This is a genomic window from Streptomyces sp. NPDC012510, assembly GCF_042955065.1.
Taxonomy (GTDB): Bacteria; Actinomycetota; Actinomycetes; order Streptomycetales; family Streptomycetaceae; genus Streptomyces.
This window is the reverse complement of record NZ_JBIBEN010000010.1, coordinates 26833-48747: the sequence shown is the minus strand read 5'-3', so window position 1 is coordinate 48747 and position 21915 is coordinate 26833. Positions and strand designations below refer to the sequence as shown.

The following is a 21915-nucleotide window of genomic DNA, read 5'->3' as shown; positions in this document are numbered from 1 at the left end:
CTCAGCGGCTCCCGGTGCGCGCGGACGGTGCGGCGGCGCAGTGGTCCCGGGCCGCGCACAGCAGGCGGGCGGTCTCGCAGGCGAGCGCGAAGCCGGTGGCGTCCGGTGCTTCGGCGAGGAAGCCGCGATAGGCGCCTTCCAGGAAGTCGGTCAGGGCGTCGTCCCGGAAGACCTGGCGGCCGGGCCCGGGCACACCGCCTGTGGCGTGGGCTCCGGTCGGCGCCGCGGGCGTGTCGCCACCTGTGGGGGTGATGACGAGCTGGGCGTGGTCGTCGTCCTCGCTCAGGGGGAAGTGGCCGGTGGCCGTCCCGCCGTCGAACTCGCACACGACGCTGCGCTGTCGCACGGGTGCGCCCAGGTCGGAGCGCAGCAGCGTGGACACCCCGGTGCTGTGCTCCAGTTCCACCTGGGCACCACCCATGCCGGGCAGCTCCCGCTCTTCGCAGCGCAGGTCCCAGCAGTGCGCGGCGCGCAGTTCGGCGGGGCCGGCCAGGTCGAGGGCCAGAGCCAGGGAGTGGGGCAGCTCCACGTCGAGGGCGCTTCGGTGCCCGTCGGTGGTCAGGGACCGCAGGAAGCGTGGCTTGTGCTGGTCCACGGTGATGCGGCGCAGCGGGCCGAGCTGTTCGCCGCGGACGAGCCGGCGCAGCCGGTCCGCGAGCCGGGAGCCGGTCCAGTGGGCCATGGCCACGAGGGCGAGGCCCGCCTCGTCGCGGAGCCGGATCAGGGCGTCGAGCTCGTCGCGGGACGCGGCCAGGGGTTTCTCCACGATCATCCGGCGGAACCCGTGCCCGGCGAGTTCCGCGATCACGGCGTGCCTCAACCGGGGCGGCGTGCACACGTGCGCCACCGCGGTGGCGGGATCCACGCGCTCCAGCGCCTGATCCAGCGTGGTGCAGACGGTCAACTCGCTGGGCTCGGCCGGGAGTCGCAGGACATCGGCGCGCGGGTCGCACCCGATCGCGGGCAGGGCGACCGGTGGATCACCCGTGCTTCCCGTCCGCCCGGCCAGCCGGGCCAGTGTTTTCACATGCAGTCCGGATCCGGACCGGCCGAGCCCGACCACGAGGGGCTGCAGCACAGGGCTGCCTCCTATCCATGCGCCAACTCCATTGCGACGCAGGACTATTGCTGCCCTGGCAGGATTGGGTCAAGACATACGGAAGCCCTTTACTCACAACGTGTGAAGATGCCCCTCTCCCATTCTCCGCGGCCGATGAGTCCCATTAGCGTTGAGTTTCGGCATGACTCAACAGGCGGTCTCGGCATGGCTCACGGGACGCACGAATCCACGGGGCGGATGACGAAATTTGAGCGAATTATCAGCCACTGAACGAACGACGCACGCAATTCCCTTCTTTTCTCAGGCCAAAACCTTCGAACTGCTGTGGCCTTCCATCGAAAAATCACTGGAGGAGGTTTTCCACAGCGGGAAGTTCTCTCACGGAAAACAGGTCGGACAGCTTGAGGCGGTGCTCGCGGACTACACCGGCGCGCGGTACGTGGTCGGCGTCAACAGCGGCACCGACGCGCTCGTGTTGCTGCTGCGCGCCTGTGGGCTGCGTCCCGGCGACGGCGTCCTGGTGCCCGCGTACTCGTTCTTCGCCACCGCGTCGGCCGTCGTGCTGGCAGGCGGTCGGCCCCAGTTCGTCGACATCGACCCGGAGACGTACGCGATGGATCCGGCGGCCCTGGAGGCAGCCGTCACTGCCCGCAGCAGGTTCGTGATGCCGGTGCATCTGTTCCACACGATGGCCGACCTGGAGGCCGTCACCTCCGTCGCACGGCGGCATGGTCTGACGGTGGTCGAGGACAGCGCCGAGGCGATCGGCATGCGCCGACGCGGTGTGCACGCGGGCCTGCACGGCGCCGGAGGGGTGCTGTCCTTCTTCCCCTCCAAGACGCTCGGGGCGCTCGGGGACGCGGGAGCCGTGCTCACCGACGACAGGGAGGTGGCGGACACCGTCGCGGCCCTGCGCCACCACGGCAGGACCGGCCGTACGCTGAACGACTTTCGGGCGATCTCGACCGACAGCGCGTGGCCGGGCGTGAACAGCAAGATGGACGACATCCAGGCGGCCGTCCTGCTCGCCAAGCTGCCCCTCCTGGAGGAACAGATCGCGTACCGGGCCGAGTTGGCCGACGCCTACTCCGTCCGCCTGCGGGACGTGCCGGGCGTCATCCGCCTGCCCCGCGTCACCGCCGAGGGGCCGGGCGCCCGCGACGTGTACTACGTCTACCTCATCGAGACCGAGGACCGGGACGCCCTCGTCGTCCATCTCGACCGACACGGCATCGGCACCGAGGTCTACTACCCGGTGCCGCTGCCCCACCAGCCCGCCTTCGCCCAACTGGGCCACCAGGCGGGCGAGTTCCCCCACGCCGAGGCGGCGGCCCGGCATGCCGTGGCCCTGCCGCTCCACCCCGATCTCAGCCCCGGCGACCTGGACCGCGTGTGCGACACCGTCCGCTCCTTCCTCACCGAAGGGAGGACGACCGTATGACGGTATCGCTCCCTCCCGCATCGCTCCCTCCCGCCGTCCCGTTCTTCCCGTCCGCCCTCTTCGAAGCCGACCGCGCCACGCTCATCGGCCTGGTCCGGGAGGTGGGCCTGGACCCGGAGCAGCGGTTCATCCTGGGTCGGCGCACCGCGGCCTTCGAGGATCTGCTGCGCGAGGACCTGGGGGCGGCCGACGTGGTCGCGTGTTCCAGCGGCACCTCGGCGCTCTCCCTGGTGCTGCGGGCTCTGCACGTCGGCCCCGGTGACGAGGTGATCGTGCCCGCGTTCGGGTGCGCGCCGCTGGCCGCGTCGGTGGTGGGCACCGGAGCCACCCCGGTCTTCGCCGACATCCGGCCGGACACCATGACCATGGACCCGGACCATGCCGAGCGGCTCGTCACCGCACGAACCAAGGCGGTGCTGCCGGCCCACATGTTCTCCGTGATGGCCGACATGCCGAGCTTCGTCGAGCTGGCCCGTAGGCACGGACTGCGTCTGGTGGAGGACTCGGCGGTCGCCCAGGGCGGCGTCCTGCGCGGTGTTCCGGCCGGGCTGTGGGGCGAGGCGGGCGTCTACTCCTTCGTCCAGGTCAAGACCTGCGGCATGCCCGGCGAAGGCGGCGTGGTCGTCACCCGGGACGCGGAGCTGGGCGAGAAGGTGCGGATGCTGCGCAATCACGGCCAGGTGGCCGGGCGGCGCTTCGTGCACCACGCCATCGGGCTCAACAGCCGCTTCGACGAGATCCAGGCCGCCTTCCAGACGCACCGCTACCGCGGCTTCCCGGAGCGGCTGGCACGGCGGGCGGAGATCGCCGCCTACTACACCGAGCGCTTCACTCCGCTGGCCGACCGCGGTGTGGTCCCGCCCCCGCCAGACCGGGACGGCCGGTGCTTCTACGTGTACACGGTGCTCGCCTCCGACCGGGATTCCCTCGGCGCCCACCTGGCCGAGTCTGGGGTGGCCACGCACGTCTACTATCCGCGCCCCCTGCCCGCGCACCGCGCCTTCGCCCCCTACGCGCCACCCGGTGCCCGCTGGCCGCGGGCCGAACAGGCCGCCCGCCGTCATCTCGCGCTGCCGGTACACCACTTGCTGAGCGACGCGCAGGTCGAACACGTCGCCGACCTGGTGTCCACGTTCGTCACCGAGCACTCCTGACGTACGACGAGCACGTACGACAAGTCCGACAAGCACGTACGTCAGCCGCCGGGGCCGTCCGGTCACCCGGGCCGCGCGCGGCACCCCCGTCCGACGCAGAGAATCCCAAGAGGTCACCCATGACGGACAGCATCGCGGCCGCCCGTTCCGCGCCCGCCGCCCACCGCACCGGCATGCTGCGTGTCTACGCGCGGCTCGGCAAGCTGGACGTGTACGACTACTACCTCGGAATCCTTCTCGCCCTCTCCGCCGCCCTGTTCCCAATCGGCGACTTCACGGTCCGGCAGGCGCTGGTCCTGGTGCTGTTCCTGGCCGGGGAGATCGCGGTCCTCATGGCGATGGTCGCCCTGGACGACGTCACCGGCTTCCGGGACGGCAGTGACCTCGCCAACTACGGCCCCGACAACCCGCTGCGCAGCAAGGCACGCAAACCCCTCGTCGCCGGGACGCTGACGGTGCCGCAGGCGCTGCGCTTCGCCTGGGGCTGCGCGGCCGCGGGCGCGGTGCTGTGGGCGGGCGCCGCCGTGCTGGCGCCGTACCGCCCGCTGTGGGCGCTGGTGGCGGCGGGCGCGCTGTTCGCCGTGTCGCTGCAGTACTCGTACGGCCTGAAGCTCAGTTACCACGGCTTCCAGGAGGTGTTCCTCGTCGCGCTCGGCGCGGTGCTCGTGATCGTGCCGTACGGCCTGGTGGCAGGGGGCTGGTCGGGCTTCCTGATGGTGCAGGCGGTGCTGTTCGGGTTCGGGCCGCTGATGTTCGGGGTCTATTCCAACACCAACGACGTCGCCGGGGACCGGGCGGTGGGCCGTCCGACCGTGGCGGCGTTGGTGTCCGAACGGGGCAACGCCGTCTTCATCGGGGCCCTGTCGGTCACCGAGTTCTCCATCGGTGCGGTCGCCTCGATCACCGGGGTGGCACCGTGGTGGTTCGTGGTGCTGATGCTGCCGGCGAGCGTGCTGCGGGCCCGCCAGTACCTGACCGGATTCGTCCGGGCGGACATCATGACGGCACGCCGGACGGGCTTCGCGGTGCACCGGCTGAGCGTGGTGCTGATGACCGTGGCCAACATCCTGGTCGCGGCGGGGGCCGCCGTATGACGCCCGAGGTCGATGTCGCGGTTGTCGGCGCGGGCATCGCCGGACTGACCGCCGCCCACGAACTGCGGCGCGCCGGGCTGTCGGTGCGGGTCTACGAGCATCTGCCGCAGGTGGGCGGCCGGATGCGCAGCCTGCGCCACGAGGGCTGGACGGTGGACACCGGAGCCGAGCAGGTGGCGTCGCGCGGCTACCGTGCCACCTGGGAGCTGCTGCGCCGACTGGGCGCCGCCCCGGCGGACGTCCCCCGGGTCGGTGGTGGGGTGGCCGTCTGGCGTGGTGGTCGCGCCCACCTCGGCGTTGGCGAGAGCACGGCGGTGTTCACCGGAGCCGGGCTGTCCGCCCACGGCCGGCTCGACCTGGTCGCCTTCTCGGCGTGGACCGGACGCCACCGCGCCCGGTTCGACGGCGACCGCCCCGAGCACACTCCCCTCGGTGCCGCCACGGTGCGGCAGACGGCCGCCCGCTACCACCCCGACCTGCACGACTACCTCCTCCAGCCGGTCGCAGGGGGCTTCTTCGGCTGGGACACCGCCCGCTCCGCCGCCGCCCCGCTGGTGAGCCTGCTGCTGGAGTCCGGCTCCCCCGCCACCTGGCGTACCTACCGGGGCGGCATGGACTTCCTGGCCCGCAGGCTGGCCGCCGGTACCGACGTCGTGACCGGCCGCGCCGTGCGGGAGGTCACCGACGCGGGCGGGCACGCCGTCCTGCGGTTCGACGACGGATGCGACGACCAAGAGGTCAGGGCGCGGGCCGCCGTCCTGGCCGTACCGGCGCCCGTGGCGGTGACGCTGCGCCCGGACCTCCCCGCCGACGAGCGCCCCTTCGTCACGGCCTGCACCTTCACCCCGATGATGAAGGTCAGCTGCCTGCTGGACCACCCGCTGGCACCGCCCGCCCGGCGTCCGGTGCACATCCTGCTCACCCCGGCCGTCGAGGAGGACGTGCTCTCCGCTGTGGTCGTCGACCACGCCAAGGACCCCGGACGGGCCCCCGCGGGCCGCGGGCTGATCACCCTCGTGGCCGGTCCGCGCCGGGTCCGCGAGCTGATGGACGCCTCCCCCGACGAGGCCGCCGACGTGCTCGCCCACGCGGCGGAACGCTACGTACCGGGCCTCGCCGGTGCCCGCCTCCACCATCTCGTGCACGCCTTCCGCCACGGCCTGCCGGAAGCCACCCCGCAGGCGCTGCGGGAACGCCCCGGCTTCCTGGCCCGCCCGGTGCGCGCCGTCGAGTACGCCGGCGACTGGGTGATGCTGCGGCCCGCGTCCGAAGGTGCCGTCCGGGCGGGGGCGCTGGCCGCGTCCCGGGTCCTGAGCAGGCTGAGGCGGCGCCCGCCGTCCGGCCCCCACCGAGCGGAGGAGATCCGTGCGACCGCATGACATGGGCACCCTGTTCGACGAGGCGGCGGCGGGCGGTGCCCGGACCGTGTTCCACCTGGACCGGCCCTTCGACATCGCCCCGCGGGCGGGCACCCGGTGGACCGTCGCGGAGCTCGCCGCCCTGGTCCGCGCCACCGCCTCCCGGCTCACCGACGCCGGGGTCCGGCCCGGAGACCGTGTGGCCATCGTGAAGGACAACCACTGGGACTACGACCTGCTCGCCTGCGCCGCCGTCCGGGTCGGCGCCGTGCCCGCCCAACTGTCCGCCCGACTGGACACCCCGGACCTCCTCACCCTGCTGCGTCGGCTGCGGCCGGCCGCGCTGATCACCACATCCGGAGTGCTGGCCCGCTGTCGGGACGCCGCCGCGGCGGCCCCCGTCCTCATCACCGTCGACACCGCCGTGCCGGGCGCCGTCCACCTCCCCGCACTGGACGGCTCCAACCCCGGTGCGCCGGTACGACGTCACGAGGACGAGCCCCTGGTCATCCACCACACCTCGGGGACGACCGGCGTGCCCAAACTCGTGGTCCACTCCACGCGGACACTCGTGCACAAGCTGGCCCGCCTGGAGGCGGTGCGCTACCCGCGCATCGGCCTGCGCCGGGACGACATCCTGTGCAACGCCAGCGCGTACGCACACGGGCGCACCTTCTGCTGGACGGCGGTGGTGACGGCACTCGCACCCGCCAAGGTCGTGGTCCTCACCGGCGACGACCCGGACACCGCCGATCCGTTGCTGCGGGCGTACCCGCCCACCGTGGTGGAGGCGCTGCCCGCCACCTACGTCCGGCTGCGGCCGCTCACCGCACGGCTGGACAACCCGTTCCGGCGCGTCCGCCTGTACATCAGCACCTACGACGCGATGCACCCGCCCGCGCTGCGCGCGTACCTTGCCGCCAGCCGCCGCGCCCACCCGCTGTGGATGCAGGGCTGGGGTCAGACCGAGACCGGACCTCTGACGTTCCGCTTCCACACGCGGAGCTCCGCGCTCGCACCGGACGCCGCGTCCACGACGCGTCGGCTGGGCCGTCCGGTGCCGGGCCGGACCCGGTTGCGCGTGGTGGACCCGGACACGCTGCGCCCGGTGCCACGCGGCCGCCCGGGTCTGCTCCTGATCCGCACACCGGCCCTCGCCCTGGGCTACGTCGGTGAACAGGAACGCTGGGATGCCAAGCGCGTCGGCGACTGGTGGTCCTCCGGTGATGTGGGGGTGCACCACCGTGACGGCAGCGTCAGCGTCCTGGACCGCGAGGCCGACTCCCTGCCCGGAATGAGCTGCCTGCGGACCGAGGATCTGCTGGAGCAGCGGCTGCCACAGGCCCTGGAATGCGTGATCGTCGGCGCCCCGGACGGCGATCCGCTGCCGGCCGTGGTCACCGCCGACGGCCGGCTGGATCCGGATGCCTGGGAACGGGCCGTCGAGGGGCTGCCGACGATGCGTCAGCCCGCGGTCCTGACCTGGGACGAAGTCCCTCGCACCGGCACCGGCAAGGTTCGCCGCGCCGCCCTGGCCCGGCGCCTCACCGGCATCGCGGTCACCGGGACCGGCCGCTGGACCTGACAGGACACCACCTACGAGTTGGGCCTGACAAGCCATCACGTGACGACCTGACAAGCCACCACGTGCCGAGAGGAGTCCTGCCGTGTCCCAGCGGCCTCCCCATACCGTGTCCCAGCCGCCTCCCCATACCGTGTCCCAGCCGCCTCCCCATACCGTGTCCCAGCCGTCTTGCGCCCGGGAGCCGTCCTACGCCCGGGAAGGTGCACGCGCGGTGTTCGGCAACGGCACCGCGCACAGCCGCGACCAGCACCGCTGCCTGGCTGCCGCGTACGACCCGGTGACCCTGCCCCGGCTCGCCGCCGCCGGCGTCGGTCCGGGCTGGCGCTGTCTGGAGGTCGGTGCCGGCGGTGGCAGCATCGCGCGCTGGCTGGCGGACCGGGTCGCACCGGGCGGCTCCGTGCTCGCCACCGACCTCGACCCCCGCGACCTGGTACCCGGCCCGGGCATTGAGGTCGCTGCCCTCGACGTGGCCCGCGACCCGCTCCCGGAGGGCCCGGCGGGAGCCTACGACCTGGTGGTGGCCCGCCTGACCCTGCAGCACGTGCCCTGCCGCGACGCCGTCCTGCGCAAGCTGGTGCGCGCCCTCAAACCCGGCGGCCTGTTGCAGATCGACGAGATCGACGCCTCCTACGAACCGCCGCTGCTCACCCCGAACCCACCGGCCGAGGCACTGTACGTCCGGTTCCTCGAGGCCAAGACGGCGGCGCTGCGCGCTGCGGGCGGCGACCCCTGCTGGGCACGGAAGGTACCGGCCGCCATGCGGGCGGCCGGACTGACCGCCCTCGACGTCCACCTCCACATCGGCGTACGACACCCGCAGGACCCCGGCCTGGGGCTCCAACTGAACCACACCCACAACCTCCGGGACCGGCTCAAGGAGCAGGGCATGACCGACGACGACCTGGACCGGGTGCGGGAGCTGATGCGGGACCCGTCCTTCCGCGCCGCCTCCAGCGTCTTTTACTCCGTACAGGGCCGGCGGCCCGCCGAGGAGCGACCGTGACGCCGGGACTGCGGGCCGAGGCCCGGCCTGCCGTTGCCACCACGATCGCGGAGCGTCTGCTGCGGCACACCGCGCAGGCCCTGCCGGAGGGGGCCGGCGCCTGCCCGGACCCGGTGCGACTCCGCATCGAGTGGGCGGGCCCCGTCGCGACGGAACTCCCGGACGAGCGCGCCGTGCAGGCCGCCTGCGGTCTGATGCACGTCCACGGCCGGGCCACGGGCGGGCCCTCCCCGCTGGCAGTCGACTACGCCTCGGTCGTGGCAGGGGTGCTCGCCGCCGTGGGCGCCACCGCCCTGCGCGTCGGGCGGGCCCGCGGGCTGGACCTGTGCGAGGTGAGGACCTCGGTGGCCCAGGGAGCGCTGCTGGCAGTCGGCCAGTACCTGGCCGCCGCGACGGCCGGGGGGAGCGGTGACCCGCCCGGATCCTCATTCCCGCCCGGCTCCGCGAGGCAGGCGGGCGGCCTGGCGACCCTGGTCACGTCCGACGGCGTCCGGGTGGAGATCGAGACCCTCGACCCTGACGCCTGGCGGGAGTTCTGGGTCCGGCTCGGTGTGGCGCCCGCCCTCGCTGGCCGCGGCTGGCTGCCCTTCCAGCAACGGTTCGCCACCGCGGTCTGTCCGTTGCCCGACGCGCTGCGGCAGGCCGCACGCCGTTGCACGCTGCCGGATCTTCGCGCCGCCGCACACCACAGCGGGGTCAGCCTCCTCGTCGTACGTTCCGACCCGGCCCCCGCCGTCCACCCCGAGCCCTGGGAACTGTCCCCCTGGCCGAAACCGGCAGGGGGCCATGGGCCGCTTGCGGAGAGCGCCGACGGATTCCCCTCCCCGCGCCCGGCCCGCGACGCCGCCCTGCCGCTGACCGGGATTCGGGTCGTGGAGTCCACCCGCAGGGTGCAGGGTCCGCTCGCCGGTCACCTCCTGCGGTTGCTGGGCGCCGACGTCGTACGGATCGAGCCGCCCGGCGGCGACCCGATGCGCTGGCTCCCCCCGCTGGCGGGAGAGTGCTCGGCCCGGTTCCTGGCACTCAACGCGGGCAAGCCGGTGGTCGAGGCCGATCTCACCACCGCACACGGCCGCCGCACCGTCCGCACCCTGGCCGCCGAAGCCGATGTGTTCCTGCACAACTGGGCCCCCGGGAAAGCTTCCCGTCTCGGTCTGGCCGCCTCCGACCTGTTGCCCCGGAGGTCCGCTCCGGTGTACGCCTGGGCATCCGGCTTCGGCGACGCCTTCGGTGACCGGCCGCCCGTGGGCACCGACTACCTCGCCCAGGTGCACAGCGGACTCGCAGCCGCGGTACGACCGGCCGACGAACCCCCGGCCCCGTCCCTGATGACCCTCACCGACGTGCTCGGCGGGCTGGTGTGCGCCCAGGGTGTGTTGACCGCGCTGGCGGTTCGCGAGGCGACCCACCAGGGCAGCCAGGTCCACTCCTGTCTGCTCTCCGCGGCTGCCCTGGTCCCCCGTCCCGCGCACCGGGTCCGCTGGACCCCCCTGGATCGGCCGCTGCTCACGGCGGACGGCCACCTTTACCTCGGCCCCGGTGCCCGGCAGCGCCCCGAGGTGGTGCGCCACATCCTGGACGGCGCCGACACCGCGTCCGCGCAGGACATCGCGGCCCGCTTCGCCCGCCGTACGACCGAGGAGTGGCGGGTGCGGCTGGCCGACGCGGGGCTGACGGCGACACCCGTGCGGACCGACCTGTCCGACCTGCCCCACGACACCGCCTTCCGGACGGCCGTCGCACCGCCGGACTCCGCAAGCGAGTACGCCCGCCCGTACACACCGTGGGAGTTCGCATGACAGCCGCCCCCAACGCACCGGAGACGGCGGGTACGACGGGTACAACGGGTACCGAGCAACCGGTGTGGATCTCACGCGCCGGAGTCCCCTTCCCCGACCACGTCCCCCGGGACCGGCGACGGGCCTGGGTTGCGGCCGGCGTGTGCCCGGACACCGACCTGTACAGCCTGTTCACCGCCCATGTGCGGCAACACCCGGACCGTGAGGCGCTGGTGGACGACGCCGGTGCGCTGTCCTACGCGGCCCTCGACACCGAGGTGCGCCGCATCGCCGCCGTGTTCGAGCAAGCGGGCCTGGGGGCCCGGGACCTGGTCGCGCTGCGGCTGCCGAACTGCCGCGACGCCGTCGCCGCGGAACTCGCCGTGTACGCGATCGGCGCGGTGGCCCTCCCGCTCCCCCCGGGCGGTGACGACCATGACCTGCGGGCGCTGCTCGCCCGCTCACGGGCCCGCGGCGCCGTCCTCACCGGAGTGCCGCAGGCGCGGCTCGTCGTGGGTCTTCCCCACCTCCGCACCGTGTTCGTACCCGGCCCCGGCGAAGGACGGACCCAGGGGCTGCACGCCCCGTACCCCACGGTCCGGCCCGGCCCGCGGCACCGGCCGGCCGCCGATCCGTACGGCCCTGCCCGCATCCTGGTGTCCTCAGGTACCGAGGCCGAGCCGAAGATGGTCGCCTACAGCCATCACGCCCTGGCCGGCGGCAGGGCCCGCTACGTCCGGGCGCTCCACCCGGACTCCTCGGTGCCGCCCCGTCACCTCGTCCTCGTCCCGCTGGCTTCCTCCTTCGGCTCCCTCGGCACGCCCGTCACCGTCGCCACCCTCGGCGGCACCCTGATCGTGCAGTCGGTGTTCGACGCGGAGGGCGCCCTACGGCTGGTCGCCGAGCACCGCCCCACCCACCTCTTCGCGGTACCCACGATGCTCCGCCGGCTCGCCGACCTCCCACCCCGGCCCGACGAGGACACCTCGTCGCTGAGGGCCGTCGTCTCCAGCGGCGCGGCGCTGCCCGCGGCGACCGCTGACGCGTGCCTCCGGCGGTTCGCCCGGCCGGTGGTGACCGTCTACGGCTCCTCGGACGGCGTGAACTGCCACACCGCGAGCGAGTACCTCCCACCCGACGCCAGCGTCGGCACCCCCGACCCCGCGGTCGCCCGCGTCCGGATCGCCGGCCCCGACGGCACGCCCCTGGCCACCGGGTACACGGGCCAGATCGAGGCCCAAGGCCCCATGACGCCGATGTGCTACGTCAACGCGCCGGAACTGGACGCCCTTTACCGCACGTCGGACGGCTGGGTGCGCACAGGCGACCTCGGCCGGCTGGACGAGCACGGACGGCTGCACGTTCTGGGACGGCTCAAGCGCATCGTGATCCGCGGCGGCCTCAACATCAGCCTCACCGAGGTCGAACGTGAACTCGGCAGCCACCCAGCGGTGGCCGAGGCGGTCTGCGTCCCGGTACCCGACCCGGCCCTCGGCGAACGCCTGTGCGCCTGCCTCCGCGTGGCACCCGGCGCCCCCGCCCCCACCCTGTCCGACCTCACCACCCACCTGCTGAACCGCGGCATGGCCCGCCGCAAACTCCCCGAACTCCTCCTGGTGGTGGAGGAGATGCCCCTCGGCCCTACCGGCAAGGTCTGTCATCGCACCCTGGCCGCCCAGGCGATTCGGCACCGCGTCCCGGACCGGTCGGGAGGCGGGTGACGACCTGCCGCTCACACCCCTCCGCCACTACCCCGGAGGGCAGCCGCAACGACCGGTCACCGTTCGTCGTGCCACTGATCGACCAGGCCTCCCGAAGCCACGATGAGGCACTGTTTGACGTCATCGCGCAGCAGGAGCTCCTTGATGCAGAACCCAGCCATGATCGTCTTTCTCGCGCCCGGATCGTCGGCGATCAGGAAGCGCGGTGGCGTACGGGGCATGAGCTCGCCGTACACGGCGCGGATCTGGTGCGGGAGCGGCTGAATTCTGCGCTGCGGTCACACCTACGCCCAGCTCGTTGCCGGGTTCGGCGTAGGCATCAGCACCGCCCACCGGTACGTCGCCGAGGCCGTCGACGTCCTGGCCTCCTTCGCTCCGACACTCGCCGAGGCCGTGAAGGCCGCCTCCACCAAGGCGTTCGTGATCCTGGACGGCGAGCTGTTGCCGATCACCGAGGTTGGAAACGCTTCTGACTGGACGTGCGGGCGGCACCCTGCCATGCGAGGCCGATCATCTCCATCTCGATCCACTCGGTCAACGCGTCCCGTTACACACGCTGTACGTGTGGTTTCTGTCGTCCGCCCGTACGAAAGCTGTCGGTGTGCTGTCAGTCCAGTCATGTGACTTGTTTTCCCAGCGACGCCGCCCACATTGAACGTGGAAACTATTGGAGCCGCCACCGCACTCCGGTGGTGCGGCCCTGCACCTCCGCACGATGCTCGACATAGCAACGCACGTCAGCGTTCAGTCGCCCGAGGCATCTTCTCCCCACGCAGCCAGGAGGTCTGTGAAGCATGCCCCTGAGCCATCTGTCCCTCCAAGACAGGGCCCTGTTCTGGCAGTTCGGCCAAGGTCCTGAAGTCCGCGTCCCCGACCCCCTCGTCCACCACGCCGTCGAACGGCGCGCCACCGTCGCGCCGCACGCAGTCGCCGCCGAGCACCAGGGCACGACGATCACGTACGGCGAGTTGAACCGTCGTGCCGACCGGCTCGCGGCCAGACTCCTGCGGGAAGGCGTACGGCCCGGCGATCACGTCGGCCTCTTCGTACGCCGCTCCATCCCGATGCTCGTCGGACTGCTCGGCACGCTGAAGGCCGGCGCCGCGTACGTCCCACAGGACATCGGCCTCACCCCCGCCGCCCAGTTGCGGCACGTCATCCGCACCGCCGGAATCCGGGTCGTCCTCACTCAGTCGGAGCACACGCTGCGGGTGCCTCCGGCTGACACCGGACACCGGCTGATCACGCTCGATGACGATCTCGCCAACCTCTCCACGGAAGGGCCGGTCCGTCTCGCGCGGCCCGTACGCCCCGACGACGGGTGCTACGTCCTGTTCACCTCCGGCACGACCGGCAAGCCCAACGCGGTGAAGGTCACCCACCGCAACGTCGCGAACATCCTCCTCACCGAGCCCGGTGACCTGGGCATCCGCCCCGGTGACCGGGTCGCCCAGCTCCTCAACATCGCCTTCGACATGGCCGCCTGGGAGATCCTCGGCTGTCTCGCCCACGGCGGCACGCTCGTCGTCCGCGGCAAGGACGTCGCGGCGGCGGCCCGTACGGCGGACGTGCTGATCGCGACGCCGACGGTGCTGTCCGGGATCGACCCGGCGGGCTGCCCCCAGGTGCGGACGGTGGCGGTCGCGGGCGAGCCGTGCCCGCGCCCGCTCGCGGACGCCTGGGCCCGGCGGGCCGCCTTCCACAACTCCTGCGGGCCCACGGAGACGACGATCGTCAACACGATGCGCCGACACCGTGTGGACGACGCACTGCTCACGATCGGCCGCCCCACTCCCAACAACACGGTGTACGTCCTCGATGAGCACCAGCGTGCGCTGCCCATCGGGGAGGTCGGCGAGATGTGGGCCGGAGGCGACTGCGTATCGGCGGGCTACTTGAACAACGAGGCGCTGAACGCCGAGCGGTACGCCCCCGACCCCTTCCTCGGCGGCGGGCGCCGCATGTTCCGTACCCGCGACCTCGGCCGCTGGACGCCGGACGGCGAACTCGAGCATCTGGGCCGTACCGACGACCAGGTCAAGGTCCGCGGCTTCCGCGTGGAACTCGACTCCGTCTCCTCGGTGCTGGAGTCGGTGGCGGGCTGCTCCCGCGCCATCACGCTCAAACGGGACGCCCGCAGCCTGATCTCCTTCGTCTGCCCGGCCGACGTCGACCCGGACACGGCCCGGCGCGCGGTGGCCGACGTACTGCCGTACTACTGCGTGCCGGCCATGGTCATCCCGGTGGCCGCGCTGCCGGAGACGGGCCGGGGCAAGGTCGACCGGGCGGCCCTGCTGCGGCTGGCGGAGGAGCGGGAGGAGGCCGCGCGGGCGGTGACGGTTCATGGCGAGGGAGCACCACTGCTGCCGGTGTCGGTGGTGCGAGAGGGAGCGGCCTGATGCCGTCGTCCGTTGAGGCCTCGTCCGTTGAGACCCCGTGCGCTGCGACCTCATCCCCTGCGACCTCATCCGCTGAGACCTCATCCGTCGAGGTGGGAGGTGCCACGCACGCAGGGTCTCCCGCCCCTCCTGCGGCTCTCGCCGTACTCCCTCCGCTCACGTCCGCGCCCCGCCGCCTCCTCAAGCACCCCCGCCTGATGCACTACAACCGCCTGGCGGCCCTGGTGATGCTGGCCAACATCGCCGTGCTGACGATGGGTTGGGTGCCGAACGCCGAAGCCATCGGCTACGCGTCCCTCGTGAACCTCGCGCTCGCGGTGGTTGTACGGCAGCAGTACGTCATCAACCTCTTCTTCCGGCTGGCGACTTGGGCTCCGACGAGCTGGCCGCTGAAGGCGCGGTGGACGCTCGGGAAGGTGTACCACTTCGGCGGACTGCACGTGGGCGGGGCACTGGCCGGAGCGGTGTGGTTCCTCGCGGGGGCGGTCGTGACGACCGCCGATGGCGCCAACCTGCCGCTCATCACGGTGAGTTGGGTACTCGTCGCTCTGCTCGTCGTCATCGTCGGCACCGCCCTGCCGTTCTTCCGCTCCCGCTTCCACGACCACTTCGAGAAGATCCACCGCTTCGGCGGCTGGAGCGCCCTCGCACTGTTCTGGACACATACGCTGCTGGGCGCGCAGGGGCCGGTCGCCCTCGGGGTGCTGGCCGTGGTCACCTTCAGCGTCGCCCTGCCCTGGCTGCGGCTGCGCAAGGTGGACGTACGGATCGAACGGCCCTCCGCGCACGTCGCGTTGGCCCGTTTCGACCACGGCGTGACCCCCTTCGCGGGGTCCTCCACCGCCATCAGCCGCAGCCCGCTCACCGAGTGGCACTCCTTCGCCAACGTGCCCTCACCCGGCGAACCCGGCTTCCGGCTGACCATCTCCCGTGCAGGCGACTGGACGGGCTCGTTCATCGACGACGCGCCCCCGAAGGTCTGGGTCAAGGGCATCACCACGGCCGGGGTCGCCAATATCGAGACCTTGTTCAGCAAGGTGATCTACGTCGCCACCGGCAGCGGGATCGGTCCCTGCCTGCCTCATCTGCTGGCCGCCGAGGTTCCCTCACTGCTCGTGTGGGCGACGCGTGATCCCCGCAGGACCTATGGCGACGGCCTGGTCGACGAGATTCTCGCCGTGCAGCCGAACGCGTTGGTCTGGGACACCTCTCAGCACGGCAAACCGGACATGGTGCGGCTCGCGTACACCGCGTACCGCGACTTCGGTGCCGAAGCTGTCATCTGCATCTCCAATAAGAAGCTGACCTGGCAGGTCGTTCACGGTCTCGAGCGGCGCGGCATTCCCGCGTACGGCGCGATCTGGGACTCGTAACAGACCGTCAGGAGTGAAGGGGAGAGGGAGAGTCGATGAACACCCTCAAGATCGAACGTCATGACCGCGTCGTCACGGTACGACTCCACCGGCCGCACGTCCTGAACGCCCTCAGCAGCGAGCTGCTGGCCGAACTCCTCGAAGTACTACGTCCGTTGGACCGCGACCCGGACGTCGGCTGCTTCGTCGTCACCGGTTCGGAGAAGGTCTTCGCGGCCGGTGCCGACATCAAGGAGATGGCCGGGAAGTCGGCCGTGGACATGGCCGCGGAGGACTACTTCGCGGGCTGGGAGGAGTTCGCCGGATTCCGGACGCCGAAGATCGCGGCGGTCAACGGCTATGCGCTGGGCGGCGGTTGCGAACTCGCGATGATGTGTGACCTGATCATCGCGGGCGAGTCGGCGGTCTTCGGCCAGCCGGAGATCAAGCTCGGGGTGATCCCCGGCATCGGCGGCACTCAGCGGCTTACCCGCCTGGTCGGCCGTGCCAAGGCCATGGACCTGATCCTCACGGGCCGCACGATGAACGCCCGCGAGGCGGAGGCCTCGGGGCTGGTGTCGCGGGTGGTCCCGGACGACCTCGTCCTCACCGAGAGCACGGAAGCCGCCGCAACCGTCGCCTCTTACGGCCGCCCGGCCGTCACTGCCGCCCGCGAGTCGGTCGACCGGGCCCTGGAGACCGGGCTGCACGACGGGCTTCTTTTCGAACGGCGCGTGTTCCATGCGCTGTTCGCGACGGAGGACCAGAGGGAGGGAATGAGCGCGTTCATGCAGAAGAGGGCGCCCGTTTTCAAGGGGCGCTGAAGGGGTGAGTCGCCCCGGTGAGTTGACCCGGTGAGCGGGGCGGCGGACGGGGTCTCGGTCCGCCGCCCCTGGTCATGTGCGGGTTGTGAGTCCGGGTCCCTTGCCGAACCTGTGCGCGAGGCAGTCACACGAAAGGGACGGCGAGTTGGACTCCACGCCCGCAAGCCAGAAAGAGTGCGGCAACAGGGCCTCCTGGTGATCGGTTCGGTTCGCACCCCCGAACACCAAGAGGCCCTGCTGTCATGCATCGGTTCTCCCGCGGTCAGGCGGTCAGGCGGTCGGCCGCCGACGAACACCGCTATGGATGGCGTCTCAGCCCAGCGCGATCGCGGTCCACGACACCGGCGGCAGCTCGATGCTGAGCTGGCCGTCGGACAGGACCGCGCTCGGGTTCGCATGCGGGGTCACACGGTTCTGCTCGGTGAGTGTGTTCTTCGCATACGGATCCGGGTCGGCGAGTGTGACCGCCTCCAGAATGCGCGAAGATCCGAGGCTGCGCACATCGACCGTGATGTGTGTGGTCTGCGAAAGGTCGCGGTTGACGAGGAAGACAGCCGCGCGGTCCTCGTCGACGGTGGCGACGGCGTCGACGACAGGCGCCTCGCCATGGCGTGCCGTCGTGTACGTCGGCGCCTCGATCGCGGGCCGGATCACCTCACCGGCGGCAAGCCGACTGGTGATCGAGAACGGGTAGAAGGTCGTCTGCCGCCAGGCCGGGCCGCCGGGCTCGGTCATGATCGGCGCGATCACGTTGACGAGTTGCGCGAGCGATGCGGAGGTGACCCGGTCGCTGTGCTTGAGGAGGGTCATCAGAAGGTTGCCGACGACGACGGCGTCCGCCACCGAGTAGACGTCCTCCAACTGCCGGGGGGCGTGCCGCCACTCGTCGTTGACCTCGTCGGACTCGTGGTGCTCCTTCTGATACCAGACGTTCCACTCGTCGAACGAGATGTTGATCTTCTTCTTGGAGCGCTTCTTGTACCCGACGTGGTCGGCGGTCGCGACGACGGTGTCGATGAAGTAGTCCATGTCGGTCGCCGAGGCGAGGAAGGAGCCGAGGTCGCCGTCGAGCTCCTGGTAGTAGGCGTGGCAGGAGACGTAGTCGACGTGGTCGTAGGTGTGCTCGAGCACCGTGCGCTCCCAGTCGCCGAAGGTCGGCATCCAGGAGCCGGAGGAGCCGCAGACCACGAGTTCGAGGTCCTTGTCGGCCATCTTCATCGCGCCTGCGGTGCGGGCGGCGATCTTGCCGTAGTCGTCGGCCGTCATGAAGCCGGTCTGCCAGGGCCCGTCCATCTCGTTGCCGAGGCACCACATGCGTACGTCGTGCGGCTCCGGCGTGCCGTTGGCGATACGCAGGTCCGACAGCGCCGTACCGGACGGGTGGTTGGCGTACTCGAGCAGGTCCAGGGCGGGCTGGATGCCCCGCGTGCCGAGGTTCACCGCGAGCATCAGCTCGGAGTCGGTGAGCTTGAGCCAGCGGGCGAACTCGTCCAGGCCGACCTCGTTCGACTCCAGTGAGTGCCAGGCGAGGTCGCGGCGCACCGGGCGCTTGTCGCGCGGGCCGACCGAGTCCTCCCAGCGGAAGCCGGAGACGAAGTTGCCGCCCGGGTAGCGGATGGTCGTGCTGCCGAGCTCCTTGACGAGCGCGACGACGTCCATACGGAACCCTTCGTCGTTCGCGCTCGGGTGTTCCGGCTCGTAGAGCCCGGTGTACACGCAGCGGCCGAGGTGTTCGACGAACGAGCCGAAGGTGCGGCGCCGGACGGGAGCGATGACGGCCCGCCTGTCGAGCTCGATGTGGGCGCGGGGCAATGCAGTGGTCCTTTGCGGTTCGGGATGGGGGTGGGGTGGGGCATCGAACCCGCTACTTGACGGCGCCTGCGGTCAGGCCCTTGCGCCAGAACCGCTGGAGGCTGATGAAGGCGACGAGCAGGGGGATCAGCGACAGGAACGCACCGGTGATCGGCAGCAACGGCGGCACTCCGCTGGCGAACTGCGCGCGCCACTGCACCAGGCCCACCGTGACGGGCTGCAGTGAGGAGGTGTTGAGCATGAGCGAGGGCAGCAGGTAGTTGTTCCAGATGCCGACGAACTGGAACAGGAAGACGGTCACCAGTGCCGGGGACATCAGCGGCAGGGCGATCCGGAAGAAGGTGCGCTGTTCGCCTGCCCCGTCGAGCCGTGCGGCCTCGAGGAGTTCGTCCGGGACGGACGCCGCGGCGAAGATCCGGCACAGGTAGACGCCGAACGGGCTGACACAGCTGGGCAGCAGCACCGACCAGTAGGAGTTGGTGATGTCGAGCTTGGCCATGAGCAGGAACAACGGCAGGGCGAACATCGGCGCCGGGATGAGAACAGAGGCGAGGACGACGTTGAACACGCTTTCCCGGCCGCGGAAGCTGAACTTGGACAGCGCGTAGCCGGCCATCGCGGACAGCAGGGTGCCGACGGTGGCGCCGACGAAACTGTACAGCGCGCTGTTGGCGAGCCAGGTGGAGAAGATGCCGCCCTCGAAGCTGAACACGTCTCTGATGTTGGTGACCAGGTCGAAGTGGGAGAACCACAGCGGCGTACCGGTGTAGAGGTAGCCCGAGCCCTTGGTCGCGGAGACGAACAGCCACCACAGCGGGATCAGCGTGTACAGGGCCATCAGGCCCAGCATGCCGTTGACGGCGACCTTGCTCGCGAGGTCGGTGCCGCTGCGGGCCGGTCTGGTCGGTCGGCCGGCCGAGATCACGCTCATGCCATCGCTCCCTTGCGCTGGTTGTACTTGAGAAAGCCGAACGAGAGCACGAGGGTGATCAGCGCGAGCACGACGGACTGGGCGGCGGCCAGGTTCTGGCCGCCCACGTCCATGCCCAGGGTCGCGTTCATGATCGGGGAGAACTTCGGGTCGACGCCCGGGATGCGCGCGCTGACCAGCACCGCCGGCTCGGTGTACAGCTGCGCCGTCCCGATGATGGAGAAGATCGTGGTCAGCACCAGCGCGGGACGTACCAGCGGAATCTTCACCGCCCACGCCAGGCGCCATCCGGTGCAGCCGTCGAGCGCGGCGGCCTCCATCACCTCCGCCGGGATCGTCTGCAGCGCGGAGTAGATGATCAGCATGTTGTAGCCGGTCCAACCCCACGTGATCATGTTCCCGATCGAGAACGGGACCCACGACGGCGACAGGAAGTCGACGTCGATGCCGAGGTGGGACAGCGGTCCGGTGAACGGCGAGAGGTCTTTCGCCAGGAGGAAGGACCACATCAACGCGGCGATCGCACCCGGCAGCGCGTAGGGCAGGAAGAACGTGAGCCGGTAGGTCTTCCGCAGCCGGGCCGAGCGGGAGTCCAGCAGGAGCGCGAGCAGGAGGGCCAGGCCGAGCATGACCGGGACCTGGACGCAGCCCAGCAGCACGACCCGGACGATCGACGCGGTGAAGTCGTGGTCGCCGAAGGCGGCGGCGTAGTTGGACAGTCCCGCGAACTCCGTGGACTGCGCACCGCCGAACAGCCCGGTGCGGCGGACGGTGAAGAAGCTCTGGTAGATCGCGTAACAGATCGGCGCGACCATCATGGTCAGGAAGAGCACCGCGAACGGCGCCAGGAAAGCCGACGCGGTCAACGCGGTACGGCGGCCGGTGCGCCGAGGCCGGCCGGAGGCGGAGACCCGGGGGGTGCCCGCGGGCACCGGCCGCGGCGGTGACGCGGCCCGGGTGCTGCTGGGACTGCTCATGGAAACCTCGCTGGGCGGTTCGTCGTCAGGGAGCGGGTCCCCGCGGCACCGGTACGGGCGCCGCGGGGATCCTTCGGGGCGGTTGGAGTCCCGCTGACTCAGCCGTTGGTCACCGACAGTCCGAGCTTCTTGATCGCGGCGACCGTCGAGGCCTGGACCTTGGTGACCGCGTCCGGCAGGGTGCCCTTGCCCATGGCGCCGGTGAGGTCCGTCTGGACCTGCTGATAGGTCGGGCCGTTGGTCCAGGTGCTGGGCACCTGCGCGGCGGAGGCCTTGTACAGGTCGCCGACCTTCTGACCGCCGAAGTACGGGTCACCTGCCTTCAGCGACGGGTCTTCCTGTCCGGCCTTCGACGCCGGGTACAGCCCGCTTTCGATGCCCGTCTTCACGGCCTGCGGGTCGCTGGACAGGAACGCGGCGAACTGCGCGGCTTCGCGGGGCGACTTGCACCCGGTCATCACCGAGGTGGCCGAGCCGCCGTTGCTGGAGCTCTTGCCGTCGCCGGCCTCCCAGGTCGGCATCGGGGCGACCCTCCACTTGCCTGACAGGCCCTTCAGGTCCGACTTGATGCCGCCGGCGGCCCAGGACGCGTTGACGAACGTCAGCACCTTGCCGGCTGTGGCGGCCTTGTTGAACTTCGGGTCCCAGGCGTTGCCGGTCTTCGACAACACCAGACCCTTGTCCTGCAGGTCCTGCCAGAATTCGGCGACCTTGCGGGTGCCGGGGTTGTCGATGCTGACAGTCCAGCTGTCTCCCTTGGCCGAGTACCAGGACTGGCCGGTCTGCAGGGTGTAGGCCGCCAGATCGTTGCCCTCGCTGGGCCCGTTGCCGAACTTCACGCTCGGATCGGCGGCGGCGACCTTCTTGGCGTCGGCCTTGTACTCGGCCCAGGTGGCCGGCGGCTTGGTGATGCCGTACTTCTCGAACAGGTCCTTGCGGTAGAAGAGGACCATCGGGCCGACGTCCACCGGGACTCCGTAGATCTTGCCGCCGATGCTGGAGGCGGAGACCGCCGACGGGACGAACTTGGCCATGTCGGCGCTCGCGTACTCCGTGATGTCCATGACCGTGTTCTTCACGAGCATGGACGGGATGGCCTGGTACTCGATCTGGGCCAGGCACGGGCCCTCGCCGGCGGTGATCGCGTTGCTGATCTGGGTGTAGCCGCCCGTGCCGCCCGACGGGATCTTCTTGAAGGTGACCTTGGCGTTCGGGTGGGAGGCGTTCCACTGGTCGACGATCTTCTCGTAGCCGGCCCAGCCCCAGAACTCCATGCTCACCGGCCCGGCCTTGGTCTTCTCGGCGGTGTCGGAGGTGCTCTTGGTGCTGCTGCACGCGCCGAGGCCGGCCACGAGGAGCGCCGCGGTGGTGATCGTCAAAAGTCTGCGGGTGCGTATGGTGGTGTTGTTCATGCGAGGAAACCTTC

The 21915-nt window shown here is 71.1% G+C and carries 17 protein-coding genes and 1 pseudogene; 12 read left to right on the top strand and 6 right to left on the bottom strand.

The features are described from left to right. Position 1: 1 nt before the first annotated feature. Positions 2–1078 carry a Gfo/Idh/MocA family oxidoreductase gene (locus ACFY9I_RS19810; RefSeq protein ID WP_391003284.1) on the bottom strand — a complete coding sequence of 359 codons (1077 nt, stop codon included), beginning with the start codon at positions 1076–1078 and terminating at the stop codon, positions 2–4. 229 nt (positions 1079–1307) lie between these two features. Between ACFY9I_RS19810 and ACFY9I_RS19805 the strand changes: the two genes are divergently transcribed. From ACFY9I_RS19805 to ACFY9I_RS19770, 8 genes are all read left to right on the top strand, one after another. Then, positions 1308–2501: an aminotransferase class I/II-fold pyridoxal phosphate-dependent enzyme gene (locus ACFY9I_RS19805; protein ID WP_391003282.1), complete on the top strand. Its 1194-nt coding sequence runs from the start codon at positions 1308–1310 to the stop codon at positions 2499–2501. Next, on the top strand, positions 2498–3655 hold the full coding sequence (locus ACFY9I_RS19800; RefSeq protein ID WP_391003280.1) for an aminotransferase class I/II-fold pyridoxal phosphate-dependent enzyme: 1158 nt from the start codon (positions 2498–2500) through the stop codon (positions 3653–3655). The genes ACFY9I_RS19805 and ACFY9I_RS19800 overlap by 4 nt, the downstream gene beginning before the upstream one ends. Positions 3656–3774: 119 nt before the next feature. Continuing rightward, on the top strand, positions 3775–4749 hold the full coding sequence (locus tag ACFY9I_RS19795) for a UbiA family prenyltransferase (protein WP_391003278.1): 975 nt from the start codon (positions 3775–3777) through the stop codon (positions 4747–4749). Continuing rightward, the gene (locus tag ACFY9I_RS19790) at positions 4746–6128 is read left to right on the top strand and encodes an FAD-dependent oxidoreductase (protein WP_391003276.1); all 1383 of its coding nucleotides are present in this window, start codon (positions 4746–4748) and stop codon (positions 6126–6128) included. Before ACFY9I_RS19795 ends, ACFY9I_RS19790 begins: the two co-directional genes overlap by 4 nt. A 1-nt stretch (position 6129) precedes the next feature. Beyond that, positions 6130–7692 (top strand): AMP-binding protein, encoded by a 1563-nt coding sequence (locus ACFY9I_RS19785; RefSeq protein WP_391003689.1) that lies wholly within the window; start codon positions 6130–6132, stop codon positions 7690–7692. 211 nt (positions 7693–7903) lie between these two features. After that, positions 7904–8695 carry a methyltransferase gene (locus ACFY9I_RS19780; protein ID WP_391003274.1) on the top strand — a complete coding sequence of 264 codons (792 nt, stop codon included), beginning with the start codon at positions 7904–7906 and terminating at the stop codon, positions 8693–8695. Beyond that, the gene (locus tag ACFY9I_RS19775; protein ID WP_391003272.1) at positions 8692–10494 is read left to right on the top strand and encodes a CoA transferase; all 1803 of its coding nucleotides are present in this window, start codon (positions 8692–8694) and stop codon (positions 10492–10494) included. The genes ACFY9I_RS19780 and ACFY9I_RS19775 overlap by 4 nt, the downstream gene beginning before the upstream one ends. Continuing rightward, on the top strand, positions 10491–12194 hold the full coding sequence (locus tag ACFY9I_RS19770) for an AMP-binding protein (protein ID WP_391003270.1): 1704 nt from the start codon (positions 10491–10493) through the stop codon (positions 12192–12194). The genes ACFY9I_RS19775 and ACFY9I_RS19770 overlap by 4 nt, the downstream gene beginning before the upstream one ends. A 56-nt stretch (positions 12195–12250) precedes the next feature. Here ACFY9I_RS19770 and ACFY9I_RS19765 read toward each other — a convergent pair whose 3' ends face one another. Beyond that, positions 12251–12415, bottom strand: coding sequence for a hypothetical protein (locus tag ACFY9I_RS19765; protein WP_391003268.1), 165 nt, complete (start codon positions 12413–12415; stop codon positions 12251–12253). Between the two features lie 46 nt (positions 12416–12461). Here ACFY9I_RS19765 and ACFY9I_RS19760 point away from each other — a divergent pair. The 4 genes and pseudogenes from ACFY9I_RS19760 to ACFY9I_RS19745 form a co-directional block, all read left to right on the top strand. Then, positions 12462–12686 (top strand): annotated as a pseudogene (locus ACFY9I_RS19760) (transposase family protein); the annotation flags it as partial. 302 nt (positions 12687–12988) lie between these two features. Next, a complete protein-coding gene (locus ACFY9I_RS19755) occupies positions 12989–14593 on the top strand; it encodes an amino acid adenylation domain-containing protein (RefSeq protein WP_391003266.1) in 1605 nt (534 codons plus the stop codon). Then, a complete protein-coding gene (locus ACFY9I_RS19750) occupies positions 14593–15966 on the top strand; it encodes a hypothetical protein (protein WP_391003264.1) in 1374 nt (457 codons plus the stop codon). The genes ACFY9I_RS19755 and ACFY9I_RS19750 overlap by 1 nt, the downstream gene beginning before the upstream one ends. A gap of 35 nt (positions 15967–16001) precedes the next feature. Next, on the top strand, positions 16002–16769 hold the full coding sequence (locus ACFY9I_RS19745; RefSeq protein WP_391003262.1) for an enoyl-CoA hydratase-related protein: 768 nt from the start codon (positions 16002–16004) through the stop codon (positions 16767–16769). A gap of 312 nt (positions 16770–17081) precedes the next feature. On the opposite strand, the gene ACFY9I_RS19740 is transcribed toward ACFY9I_RS19745, so the two are convergent. The 4 genes from ACFY9I_RS19740 to ACFY9I_RS19725 form a co-directional block, all read right to left on the bottom strand. Next, the gene (locus ACFY9I_RS19740; RefSeq protein WP_391003260.1) at positions 17082–18581 is read right to left on the bottom strand and encodes an alpha-L-arabinofuranosidase C-terminal domain-containing protein; all 1500 of its coding nucleotides are present in this window, start codon (positions 18579–18581) and stop codon (positions 17082–17084) included. A gap of 52 nt (positions 18582–18633) precedes the next feature. Beyond that, the gene (locus tag ACFY9I_RS19735) at positions 18634–19512 is read right to left on the bottom strand and encodes an ABC transporter permease subunit (protein ID WP_391003258.1); all 879 of its coding nucleotides are present in this window, start codon (positions 19510–19512) and stop codon (positions 18634–18636) included. Further along, entirely contained in the window at positions 19509–20489 is a 981-nt protein-coding gene (locus ACFY9I_RS19730) for an ABC transporter permease subunit (protein ID WP_391003256.1), read from the bottom strand. Before ACFY9I_RS19730 ends, ACFY9I_RS19735 begins: the two co-directional genes overlap by 4 nt. A gap of 98 nt (positions 20490–20587) precedes the next feature. Beyond that, a complete protein-coding gene (locus ACFY9I_RS19725) occupies positions 20588–21901 on the bottom strand; it encodes an extracellular solute-binding protein (RefSeq protein WP_391003254.1) in 1314 nt (437 codons plus the stop codon). Between the last annotated feature and the right edge of the window lie 14 nt (positions 21902–21915).